General features: G+C 68.7%; 10 protein-coding genes. 6 read left to right on the forward strand and 4 right to left on the reverse strand.

Features of this window, described 5'->3' with window-relative positions; translation table 11 throughout:
• The first annotated feature begins 133 nt into the window (after positions 1–133).
• Genes HDA44_RS07050 through HDA44_RS07060 form a run of 3 tightly spaced genes read left to right on the forward strand, consistent with a single transcriptional unit; the run spans position 134 to position 4,565 of the window.
• Positions 134–802: a TetR/AcrR family transcriptional regulator gene (locus HDA44_RS07050; RefSeq protein ID WP_319039803.1), complete on the forward strand. Its 669-nt coding sequence runs from the start codon at positions 134–136 to the stop codon at positions 800–802.
• Positions 802–2,535 carry an ABC transporter ATP-binding protein gene (locus HDA44_RS07055; protein WP_184832324.1) on the forward strand — a complete coding sequence of 578 codons (1,734 nt, stop codon included), beginning with the start codon at positions 802–804 and terminating at the stop codon, positions 2,533–2,535. Before HDA44_RS07050 ends, HDA44_RS07055 begins: the two co-directional genes overlap by 1 nt.
• Positions 2,532–4,565 (forward strand): ABC transporter ATP-binding protein, encoded by a 2,034-nt coding sequence (locus tag HDA44_RS07060; protein WP_184832325.1) that lies wholly within the window; start codon positions 2,532–2,534, stop codon positions 4,563–4,565. Before HDA44_RS07055 ends, HDA44_RS07060 begins: the two co-directional genes overlap by 4 nt.
• A gap of 45 nt (positions 4,566–4,610) precedes the next feature.
• Here HDA44_RS07060 and HDA44_RS07065 read toward each other — a convergent pair whose 3' ends face one another.
• A complete protein-coding gene (locus HDA44_RS07065; protein ID WP_202887231.1) occupies positions 4,611–5,204 on the reverse strand; it encodes a CGNR zinc finger domain-containing protein in 594 nt (197 codons plus the stop codon).
• Positions 5,205–5,294: 90 nt separating this feature from the next.
• On the opposite strand from HDA44_RS07065, the gene HDA44_RS07070 reads away from it, so the two are divergent.
• Complete coding sequence (locus HDA44_RS07070; protein WP_184832328.1) at positions 5,295–6,461, forward strand: MFS transporter; 1,167 nt, start codon at positions 5,295–5,297, stop codon at positions 6,459–6,461.
• Here the strand turns inward: HDA44_RS07070 and HDA44_RS07075 are convergent.
• Entirely contained in the window at positions 6,391–7,581 is a 1,191-nt protein-coding gene (locus tag HDA44_RS07075; protein ID WP_184832330.1) for a M20 metallopeptidase family protein, read from the reverse strand. The genes HDA44_RS07070 and HDA44_RS07075 overlap by 71 nt on opposite strands.
• On the reverse strand, positions 7,578–8,498 hold the full coding sequence (locus HDA44_RS07080; RefSeq protein WP_184843034.1) for a 5'-3' exonuclease: 921 nt from the start codon (positions 8,496–8,498) through the stop codon (positions 7,578–7,580). Before HDA44_RS07080 ends, HDA44_RS07075 begins: the two co-directional genes overlap by 4 nt.
• Before the next feature lie 136 nt (positions 8,499–8,634).
• Here HDA44_RS07080 and HDA44_RS07085 point away from each other — a divergent pair, with 136 nt between their 5' ends.
• The gene (locus tag HDA44_RS07085; protein ID WP_184832332.1) at positions 8,635–9,075 is read left to right on the forward strand and encodes an Lrp/AsnC family transcriptional regulator; all 441 of its coding nucleotides are present in this window, start codon (positions 8,635–8,637) and stop codon (positions 9,073–9,075) included.
• A gap of 3 nt (positions 9,076–9,078) precedes the next feature.
• On the opposite strand, the gene HDA44_RS07090 is transcribed toward HDA44_RS07085, so the two are convergent.
• Positions 9,079–10,545: a lysine 2,3-aminomutase gene (locus HDA44_RS07090; RefSeq protein ID WP_184832333.1), complete on the reverse strand. Its 1,467-nt coding sequence runs from the start codon at positions 10,543–10,545 to the stop codon at positions 9,079–9,081.
• Positions 10,546–10,701: 156 nt separating this feature from the next.
• Between HDA44_RS07090 and kdd the strand changes: the two genes are divergently transcribed.
• The gene (gene kdd, locus HDA44_RS07095) at positions 10,702–11,745 is read left to right on the forward strand and encodes an L-erythro-3,5-diaminohexanoate dehydrogenase (protein WP_184832334.1); all 1,044 of its coding nucleotides are present in this window, start codon (positions 10,702–10,704) and stop codon (positions 11,743–11,745) included.
• Positions 11,746–11,747 lie beyond the last annotated feature (2 nt).

Below are 11,747 nucleotides of genomic sequence, written 5' to 3' on the forward strand. Positions count from 1 at the left end.
TCCGGGCAAGGTCCGTACATTGTACGGTACGCGCAAACCGGCGAAATGCAGTTGTGAGTGAGTACTCACTCATGCCTACGATCAGGCTTGGGCGTAGTTGTGAGTGAGTACTCACTCAGTTATCGTGGAGCACGTGAGTCCACGAGCAACCCCACTGCCACCCGAGGAGCGGCGCGCCGCGATCGTCGAGGCGACACTGCCGTTGCTGGAGGAGTTCGGCCCGGAGGTCAGCACCAAGCGGATCGCCGAAGCGGCCGGCGTCGCCGAAGGCACGATCTTCCGCGCCTTCGGCAGCAAGGACGCGTTGCTGCAGGCGGTGATGGCGACCGCGATGGACACCAGCGACGTGATCGTCGCGTTGCAGCAGGTCGACCGGTCGCTGCCGCTGCGGGAGCGGACCATCGCCGCGGTCGAGGCCAGCCAGACGCTGCTGCGCCGGATCTTCCGGCTGATGGTCGCGATGCGGCTGCGCCGGCCGCCGGACCTGAAACAGACTCCGATGGACGAGGCGCGCCGCAAGCGTCAGTCCGACCTGACCAACGCCGCGTTCGCCGACCTGCTCCGGCCGGACGCGGACCAGCTCCGGCTGCCACCGGAGGAGGTGGTCCGGATGATCGGGCTGCTCACCTTCTCCGCCACCCACCCACTGATTTCCGGCGGCCACGCGCTGACCGCCGAGGAGATCGTCGACCTCGCGTACGACGGGCTCCGCAAACGCCACACCGGTCAGCCACCGGCTTCCGAGGACGTCGTCGAGTTCGCGCTCGAAGGCGCCCGTCATCACGACTCTGGGGAAGATTGATGTTACTTCGAGTCTTGCGTACGCACCTGCGTCCGTACGCGGGAAACCTGTCCCTGGTGGTGGTCCTGCAGCTGGTCGGGACGATCGCCTCCCTCTACCTGCCCACGCTCAACGCCGACATCATCGACAACGGCGTGGCCAAGGGCGACACCGGCTACATCATGCGGACCGGCGGCTGGATGCTCGGCGTCAGCCTGCTGCAGATCGCCTGCACGATCACCGCCGTGTACTTCGGCGCGAAGACGGCCGCGCTGTTCGGGCGGGATGTCCGCGCCGCGGTGTTCCACCGGGTCGGCGAGTTCTCCGCCCGTGAGGTCAACCAGTTCGGCGCGCCGACGCTGATCTCGCGCAGCACCAACGACGTACAGCAGATCCAGATGCTGGTCGTAATGACCACGACGATGCTGGTCGCGGCGCCGATCACGATGGTCGGCGGCATCATCATGGCGGTCCGTCAGGACGTCGGGCTGTCGTGGCTGGTCGCGGTCGCCGTACCGCTGCTCGCCATCAGCGTCGGGTTCATCGCGAGCCGGATGGTTCCGCAGTTCCGGAAGATGCAGAAGAACATCGACGGGGTGAACCGGGTGCTGCGCGAGCAGATCACCGGGATCCGGGTGGTCCGCGCGTTCGTCCGGGAACCGCACGAGGTGAAGCGGTTCGGCGAGGCGAACGAGAACCTGACCGACACCGCGATCCGGGCCGGCCGGCTGATGGCGCTGGTGTTCCCGACCGTGATGCTGATCCTGAACGTGTCGAGCGTCGCGGTGCTGTGGTTCGGCGCCTCCCGGATCGAGGACGGGAAGATGCTGGTCGGCGCGCTGACCGCGTTCCTGAGCTACCTGATCCAGATCCTGTTCTCGGTGATGATGGGCGTGTTCGTGATGATCATGGTGCCACGCGCCGCGGTCTGCGCGGACCGGATCGCCGAGGTGCTCGACACCGACTCGTCGGTACGCCCGCCGGCCACCCCGATCAGCAGCTTCACCGGTCGCGGCGAGCTGGTCTTCGAGAACGCCTCCTTCAAGTACCCGGGCGCGGCCGAACCGGTGCTGCGCGACATCAGTTTCGCCGCCTCGCCGGGGCAGACGACCGCGATCATCGGAAGTACCGGCGCGGGCAAGACGACATTGCTGTCCCTCGTACCCCGATTGTTCGACGCGACCGAGGGCCGGGTGCTGGTGGACGGCGTCGACGTACGCGACATCGAACCCGAGGCGCTCTGGGAGCGGATCGGCCTGGTGCCGCAGCGCCCGTACCTGTTCTCCGGGACGGTCGCCAGCAACCTGCGGTACGGGAACCCGGACGCGACCGACGACGAACTGTGGGAAGCGCTGGAGATCGCGCAGGGGCGTGACTTCGTCGAGGCGATGCCGGACGGACTGGAATCGCCGATCGCGCAAGGCGGCACGAACGTCTCCGGCGGTCAGCGGCAGCGGCTCGCGATCGCGCGGGCGCTGGTCCGCAAACCCGAGATCTATCTGTTCGACGACTCGTTCTCGGCGCTCGACCTGGCCACCGACGCGCGGCTTCGCGCGGCGCTGCGGCCGGTCACCCGGGACGCCTGCATGGTCGTGGTCGCGCAACGCGTCTCGACCATCATCGACGCCGACCGGATCGTGGTGATCGAGGACGGTGCGATCGTCGGCACCGGTACGCACGAAGAACTGCTCGACACGTGCCCGACGTACCTCGAGATCGTCGAGTCCCAGCGGTCCGCGGAGGAGGCGGCATGAGCGAGGAGAACGAGGCCGCTCCGGAGGGCAACGAGACGGTGAAGGCCACCGAGCGGCCGACCACGGGCCGGGCATTCGGGCCTCCGGGCGGTATCCCGGGCGACAAGTCCATGAACTTCCTGCCGTCCGCGAAGCGGCTGCTCGGCCGGCTGCGGCCGCACCGGTTGCAGGTGTCCGGCGTCGTCCTGCTGGCGATCTTCAGCGTCGGGCTCTCGGTGCTCGGCCCGAAGATCCTCGGCCGGGCCACGGACATCATCTTCGCCGGCGCGATCGGCAAGAAACTGCCGCACGGAGTGAGCAAGGAGCAGGTGATCGAGCAGACCCGGGCCGCCGGCAACGGCCGGCTCGCCGACCTGCTGCAGGGAATCGACCTGATCCCGGGCGTCGGCATCGATTTCGATGCCCTGCGCAACGTTCTGCTGCTGGTCCTCGGGCTGTACGCGGGCGCGTTCTTCCTGTCCTGGGCCCAGGGCTACATCCTGAACGGCGTGGTCCAGCGGACCATCCTCAGCTTGCGTTCGGACGTCGAGGACAAGCTGAACCGGCTGCCGTTGAGCTACTTCGACGGCGCGCCGCGCGGCGAGCTGCTCAGCCGGGTGACGAACGACATCGACAACATCTCGACCAGCCTGCAGCAGACCCTGAGCCAGCTGCTCACCTCGCTGCTGACGGTGATCGGCGTCCTGACGATGATGTTCGTCGTCTCGCCGACGCTGGCGCTGATCGCGCTGATCTCGATCCCGATCTCGATGGTGCTGACCGCGGTGATCGCGAAGCGGTCGCAGACCCGGTTCGTCGCGCAGTGGCGGCACACCGGCGCGCTGAACGGGCAGATCGAGGAAGCGTTCACCGGTCACGAGCTGGTCAAGGTCTTCGGCCGGCAGAAGGAGATCGAGGCGAACTTCGCGAAGAAGAACGACGAGCTGTACCAGGCGGCGTTCGGCGCGCAGTTCATCTCCGGCCTGATCATGCCGGTGATGATGTTCGTCGGGAACCTGAACTACGTGGTGATCGCGGTCATCGGTGGTTTGCGGGTCGCGTCCGGCACGATGTCGCTCGGTGATGTCCAGGCCTTCATCCAGTACTCGCGCCAGTTCACCCAGCCGCTGACCCAGGTCGCCTCGATGGCGAACCTGTTGCAGTCGGGTGTCGCATCGGCCGAGCGGGTGTTCGAGGTACTGGACGCCGAGGAGCAGGTGCCGGAGGACGAGACGCCGGAGCAGGTCACCGACGCGCGTGGACGGGTCGAGTTCGAGCACGTCTCGTTCTCGTACGACCCGGCGAAGCCGCTGATCTCCGACCTGAGCCTGGTCGCCGAGCCCGGCCAGACGGTCGCGATCGTCGGCCCGACCGGCGCCGGCAAGACCACGCTGGTGAACCTGATCATGCGCTTCTACGAGCTGAACGGCGGCAAGATCACGCTCGACGGCGTCGACATCACCGAGCTGACCCGGCACGACCTGCGGTCCCGGATCGGCATGGTGCTGCAGGACACCTGGCTGTTCGGCGGCACGATCCGCGACAACCTCCGGTACGGCAATCTCGACGCCACCGAGGAGGACATGCTCGCGGCGGCCAAGGCGACGTACGTGGACCGCTTCGTGCACAGCCTGCCTGATGGTTACGACACGGTCATCGACGAGGAAGGCAGTAACGTCAGCGCCGGTGAGAAGCAGCTGCTCACCATCGCCCGCGCGTTCCTCGCCGACCCACAGTTGCTGATCCTGGACGAGGCGACGAGCTCGGTCGACACCCGTACGGAGGTCCTGGTTCAACGCGCCATGGCTGCCCTGCGCTCCGACCGCACCAGCTTCGTCATCGCCCACCGGCTCTCCACCATACGCGACGCCGACCTGATCTTGGTAATGGAGAACGGCGCCATCGTCGAGCAGGGCAACCACCAGCAACTGCTGACCCTGAACGGCGCCTACGCCCGCCTGTACAACGCCCAGTTCACCGGCGCGGTAACCGATATCGACGAGGAGGCCGCCGCCCTCGCAACCCCAGCCGGCGCCCCACCCGCCAGCTGACCCAACCCACCACGACGGGGACGCCCAACCGGGCGTCCCCGTTCCCTATTGCGGCGATTGTGAGGTGCGCCGGGCGTAGGAGCGGGCGGCTCGGGCTCGGTTCCCGCAGCGGGTGGAGCACCAGTGGGCGCGACCGTGGCGTAGTAGGTAGCGGTTGCAGGGGGTGGCGGTGCAGGGGGTGAGCAGGTCGGCTTCGGGGGCGGTGAGGAGGTCGGCGGCGTTCGCGGCGAGGGTGGCCAGGGCGTGGTCGAGGATCGCGTTGGTCGGGCAGGGCGTGGCGCGGTAGGGGCCGGTCTTGTCGTCCCAGCGCAGCAGCGCGGTGGTGGGGACGAGGGTTAGCGCGTCATTGACGGCGTTGACCGCGGCAGGCAGCGCGGGTACGTCGGTGGCGCGCGCGGTGAAGAGTGAGCGGATGTGTTCGCGGAGCGCGCGGAGCTGGGTCGCGCACAGTTCCTGGACGTCGGCGTCCTCAGGCGCGAGCGCGTGCGCGCTGAGCCAGGCGTTGACGGACGCGGGGCTGCCGAGCAGATCGACGTACTGGCCACCCGGCAGGGCGATCACGGAGTTCGCGAAGTCGAGCGCGACGTACGAGTCCGCGCCCGGCGCGGGCGGCAACGGTGCAGCGAGCTGATCCGGCATGCTTCTCATGGTACGGGTTGCGGATATCCGTGAGAGAGGCCTACCGTGTCTCACGGTTGATAGGCAATCTATCCGTGAGGTGCAAACCCTATGAAGCTGACCGCGCTGCTGGTCTGCGTGTTCGGAGTGACGACCGGCGAGTTCGTGGTCGCCGGGATCCTGTCCGCGGTGGCCGGCGATCTCGGCGTGCCGATCCCGGCCGCCGGCCTGCTGGTGACCGCGTACGCGCTCGGCATGATCGTCGGCGGACCGTTGCTGACGGCAATCACCGCCGGGCGACGGCGAAAACCCCTCGTGCTCGCGCTGCTCACCGTCGCGGTGGCCGGCAACCTGCTGTCGGCCGCCGCGCCAACCTACGGCGTACTGTTCGCGGCCCGGATCGTCACCGCCTTCGTCACCGCGACGTTCTTCGCCAACGCGATAGTCATCGCCACCACCTCGGCGGCACCGGACCAGAAGGCGTCCACGGTCGCGAAAGTTGCCTTCGGCATGAACCTGGCGATGATCCTCGGCGCGCCGCTCGGTACCTGGATCGGCACCGCGTTCGGCTGGCGCACGACGTTCGCCGCCATCGCCGCCTGCTGCGCGATCGGCCTGGCCCTGGTCGCGCGGTACATCCCCAGCGATCAGCCTGGCGTACGCGCCAGTGCCCTCGGCGAGTTCACCGTCTTCCGGGACCGCCAACTGCTCCGCGCGATCACGATCACCGCGGTCGCGAACGTCGGCCTGCTGATGGTCTTCACGTACCTTGCGCCACTGCTGACCGGACCGGGCGAGTTCTCCGCGGCCGCCGTCGCGCCGATGCTACTCGTCTACGGCGTCGGCGCGACGATCGGCAATCTCGCCGGCGGTCGCCTGGCCGACCGGGCGCTGCGAGCGTCCCAGCTCGGTGCGCTGACGTTGCTCGCCGTGCTCCTGGTCGCCCTCTGGATGAGCCCAGGCCGGGTCCTCACCGGTCTACTTGTGTTCGCCGTCGGCGCGGTGGGCTTCTCGGTGATCCCGGGCATGCAGGCCCGCGTACTGACAACCGCGGCCGCCGCGCCTACCTTGGCGATCGCCGTGAACGCGTCGGCGTACCAGCTCGCTGCCGCGTTCGCGGGCTGGATCGGCGGCCGGGTCGCCACCGGATCCGGCGTGTCCGCGATCTACCTGGTCGCCGCGGCCACCACGATCGCCGGCGCCGTCCTCACCGCCGCAGGCGGCGGACCGCGAGCTCGGCCAGCAGCGCCGACGCGTCCGGCAGCACCGAGTCGTTGAAGTTGGCCAAGGGGGAGTGGTTGTCCGGTGCGGTCTCCGGGTCGGGGGAGGCGCAGGCACTCAGGTTGAGGTACACGCCCGGGACCTCGTTCAGTACGTACGACATGTCCTCGGCGCCACACCGCGGATTGGCACGTTCCTGGAACCGGTCGGCGCCGAACAGATCGACGATCGTGTCCCGGGCGAACGCGTACTCGTCCGGGTTGTTGACCGTGACCGGATAACCGATCTGGTACTCGACCTCGACAGCCAGGCCATGCGCCGCCGCCATCGACTCGACCAGCTGGACGGACGTCCGCGCCACCTTGGCGCGGGTCGCCTCGGAGAACGTCCGCACGGTCGCGTCGAAGAACGCGTCGTCCGGGATGATGTTCTCCTTGGTCCCGCCCGCGATCCGCCCGACCGTCAGCACCACCGGATCGAACACGTCGAACTGCCGGGTGATCATCGTCTGCAACGCGATCACCATTTCGCACGCCACCGGGATCGGGTCCTTGCCGCGGAACGGCGTCGATCCGTGCGTACCTTCGCCGACGACGCGTACGTGCAGCTGATCCGCCGCGGCCATGAACGAACCGGGCCGGCTGCTCCACATCCCCAGCGGCTGCGACGACGATCCGACATGCAGCCCGTACGCCGCGTCGGCCCGGCGGCCGGCCGCGTCGAGTACGCCCTCGCGGATCATGATCGGCGCGCCGCCGCTGGTCTCCTCACCGGGCTGGAACATGAAGACCACGTCGCCCGGCAGCTCGTCCCGCAGCGCGCACAGCACCTTCGCCGCGCCGACCAGGCCGGCGACGTGCAGGTCGTGGCCGCAGGCATGCATCATCCCCGGATGCTGGGACGCGAACGGAACGTCGGTCCGCTCGGTCACCGGCAGCGCGTCCATGTCGCCACGCAACAGCACGACCGGACCGGGACCACCGCCACCGCGCAGCACCGCGGTCACCGAGGACAGCTCCTTGCCGAGCGTGATCTCCAACGGCAATCCGGCCAGCGCGTCGAGGATCAGCTGCTGCGACTTGGGCAGATCGAGGTCGTACTCGGGCACCTGATGCAGCGCCCGGCGAAGCGTCACGATCTCCGACCGGAACTGCTCGGCCAGCTCTCGCGTGCTCATGCTTTCGGTCCCAGGTCGAGCGCGGACATGACGCGTTGCGCGCTGCTGCCGAGCTCGAGCAGCTCGACCAGGTCCAGCCACTTCTCGGGATCCTTCACCGCGGCCGGGATCCTCGCGTCGTACGTACCCACCGGGGCGTCCTTCGCGACCGCGACCACCTTCGGCGCGACGTCGAGGTACTCGCTCGCGGCCAGGATCTTCTTCTTCACCCCGGGCGCCATCGGCGTACCCGGGTCGGCCGCCGCGGCGCGGATCGCGTCCAGATCACCGTACGCGGTGACGAGCGCGGCGGCCGTCTTCTCGCCGACGCCCTTCACCCCGGGCAGCCCGTCGGACGCGTCGCCGCGGAGGGTGGCGAAGTCCGCGTACCGGTTGGCGGGGATCTCGTACTTCGCGAGCAGCGCCTGCTCGTCGTACACCTCCGCGCGGCCGACGCCCCGCGCGGCCGTGTACACGATCCGGATGCCGCGGCTGTCGTCGATCAGCTGGAACAGGTCGCGGTCGCCGGTGACGACGTCGACCGGCATCGTCGCCTGGTGCGAGAGCGTGCCGATCACGTCGTCGGCCTCGTGGTCCGCGGCGCCGACGATGGCGATCCCGAGCGCGTCCAGGCAGGCGCGAATGTACGGCACCTGCACCTCCAGGCGGTCCGGCACGTCCTCGACCTGCTCGCCCTTGGCTGACACGAACTCGACCCGCTGCGCCTTGTACGACGGGATCAGCGCGACCCGCCAGGACGGCCGCCAGTTGTCGTCCCAGCACGCGACCAGATGGGTCGGGCGGTGGTTCTCGGCCAGCCGCGCGATGAAGTCGAGCAGCCCGCGGATCGCGTTCGTCGGCGTACCGTCGGCGGCCTTCATCGTGTCCGGTACGCCGAAGAACGCGCGGAAGTAGAGCGATGCCGTGTCGAGCAGCATCAGCCGTTCGGGTCTGTCAGCCATGCCCAGATGCTTTCACAGCCCGCCGACAGGACCCAGGCAGGACCCGGCCAGGATCCGGCCGGTCCGCGAGATCACGCTGCGGTGGGGTGGTTGCTCAAGTAATGTCTTGGGGATGGAGGACCTGGACCGAAAGATCGTCGGGCTGCTCACGACCGACGGCAGGATGAGCTTCACCGATCTGGGCAAGGCGACCGGCCTGTCCACCTCGGCCGTGCACCAGCGGGTGAAGCGCCTGGAGCAGCGCGGCATCATCCAGGGGTACGCCGCGACCGTCGACCACACCGCGCTGGATCTGCCGCTGACCGCGCTGATCTCGATCCGCCCGATCGACCCGTCTCAGCCTGACGACTCACCGGAACGCCTCCGCGAGGTTCCCGAGATCGAGTCCTGCTACTCGGTGGCGGGCGACTCCAGCTACGTCCTGGTCGTCCGGGTGGCAACGCCCGCTGCCCTGGAGAACCTCCTGGCCGTGATCCGCGCCCGAGCCAACGTCTCGACCACCACGACCATCGTCCTCAGCACCCCGTACGAACGCCGACCACCGGCGCTGTGACCGTCAGTTGATATCGAGCAGCTTCTGGGACTCGGCGGCTGCCCGGGAGGCGGCGGCGCGCTGCTCGGCCTCGGCGAGGCTGGTGCCGGCGTGCTGGCGCCACCAGTCCTGGCCCTCGGCGGGGAGGGTGTCGATCGGGTCGTAGTACTCGTAGGTGCGGTTCAGCGCCTCGGGGTCCTGCTGCTCGATGCCGGTGCGGTAGTTCTTCTTCCAGTACGAGATGCCGCGCACCTCGTCGTACTCGGACAGCTGGTGCACCCAGCGCTTCCCGACGTACGGGACGTCGCACACGATCCGCGGCGTGGCGAAACCGGGCAGGTACCCGAGGATGCCGTGCTGCAGGTGCTGCGCGTCGCGTACGGACACCCGCCAGTGCTCCGAGAACGGGATCATGTCGCACATGTAGAAGTAGTACGGCGTGATGTTCGCCCCGTCGAGCAGCGCGAAGCACAGGTCGAGCAGCTGCGGGATCGTGTCGTTCACCCCACGCATCAGCACGCCCTGGTTGCGTACGTCCCGCAGCCCCGCGTCGAGCATCGCCTTCGAGGCCTCGGCGACCAGCGGCGTGACCGACTGCGCCGCGTTCACGTGGGTGTGCATCGCGAGCATCACGCCCCGGTCGCGCGCGACCGACGCGACCCGCTCGACGCCGGACAGGACGTCGGACGACAGCCAGTGCTGCGGCATCCCCATCAGCGCCTTGGTGGCGAGCCGGATGTCGCGGATGTTCTCGATCTCGAGCAGGTTGTTCAGGAACGCCTCGAGCCGCGGCCACGGCATGTTCGCGACGTCACCGCCGGACACGACGACATCGCGCACCCCCGGCGTACGCCGCAGGTAGTCGAGCATGTCGTCCAGCCGGGTCTGCGGCTTGGCGACGAACTTCAGCTTGTCGATCACCGGCGTCGAGTTCCCGACCAGGTCCATCCGGGTGCAGTGCCCGCAGTACTGCGGGCACGTCGGCAGGATCTCGGCGAGAACCTTGGTCGGGTAGCGGTGGGTCAACCCCTCCGTGGCCCACATTTCGTGCTCGTGCAGCGAGTCCCGGGTCGCGTGCGGGTGCGACGGCCAGTCGGTACGCCGGTCGCTGTACACCGGCAGCATGTACCGCCGGACCGGGTCGGCGTAGAAGGCCTCGGTGTAGTCGGCCGCGCCGTTCGGGACGATCGTGTTCAGCATCTGCGGCGGCAGCAGCATCGACATGGTGGCGCGCTCGGCCTGGTCCCGGGCCAGGTCTTCGTACACCCGCTCCTCGAGCAGGTCGCCCATCACGTCCCGGAGCTGCTTCACGTTCTTGACGCAGTGCGACCGCTGCCACTGCACCGAGCGCCACTCCTCGGCCGTGACGTCCTTCCAGCCTGGTAGCCGGGTCCAGTCGGGTTCCACCAGTTCGGCCCGCCGGTACAGGTACGGCTGGCCGTCGCCTGGCTGCTCCGAGTGAGCCAGCTCCGGGGTGATCAGGTCGGTCACGGGTCCTCCGCGGGCCAAGTAGTGATGCAGGGGATTGATGCGGTCTCATGTGAGGATAGCGATAGAACTTCCCTCAGATCCAACAGTACGCCGTAAGAATTCTCGTCACCGCACTGTTTGAGTAGTATTTTGCCTGACCGCTACGAGGAGGACCCTGTGTCATCGAGCCCGGTAGGACTGCATCGCGTACTGGCGCCGGCGGGCGTGCTCCCGCAGGCGGCGGAGCGCCTCGACGCCCGGCCGGAGCTCTGGCCGGACGAGGTGCGGATCACGGTCGAGCGGCTGAATCTGGACGCCGCCTCGTACCGTCAGCTCGCGGACACGCACGGTGGTGACGGTGCGGCGATCCGCCGCGCCGTCCTCGACATCGTCGCGACCCGCGGCAAGATGCAGAACCCGGTCACCGGCTCCGGCGGGATGCTCGTCGGCGTGGTCGACGAGGTGGGCCCAGGCTCGCCGCTCGGCGTCCGGCCTGGTGACCGCGTCGCAACCCTGGTCTCACTGACGCTGACCCCGCTGCGGATCACCGACGAGCTGAAGGACTGGGACGGCAAGAGCGAGCAGGTGCCGGCGCGGGGTCACGCGATCCTGTTCGCCCGCTCGATCGTCGCGAAGCTGCCCGACGACCTCAAGCCGGAGCTGTCACTCGCGGTGATGGACGTCTGTGGCGCGCCCGCGTTGACCGCGCGGGTGGTGCGCTCGTACGTCGACAAGGGCACCAAGCCCGTCGTGTCAGTCATCGGTGGCGCAGGCAAGTCCGGCTCGCTGTCGCTGGCTGCCGCTCGCGCTGCTGGTGCGGCCCGGACAATCGGCGTCGTGCCGGTCGAGTCCGAGCGGGAGCGGCTGACCGCGGCCGGTCTCGCCGATGCGGTCGCGCTGGCTGACGCCCGCGACCCGGTAGCGCTGGCGGAGGCGGTGCAGGCAGCCGGTGGCCCCGCGGACATCACCGTCGTGTGCGTCGACGTTCCCGGCTGCGAGCATGGCGCCGTACTGTCGACCGCTGCCGGCGGCACGGTGATCTTCTTCTCGATGGCGACGTCGTTCTCGGCCGCCGCGCTCGGCGCGGAAGGACTGGCCGCGGACGTGACGATGCTGGTCGGCAACGGGTACGTGCCGGGCCATGCCGAGTACGCGATGGAGCTCTTGCGGGCCGAGCCGGGTGTCCGTGGGTTGTTCGAGGGCAGGCTGGCGGAGGATTAGGC

This window comes from Kribbella solani (assembly GCF_014205295.1).
In the GTDB taxonomy this organism is placed as follows: domain Bacteria; phylum Actinomycetota; class Actinomycetes; order Propionibacteriales; family Kribbellaceae; genus Kribbella; species Kribbella solani.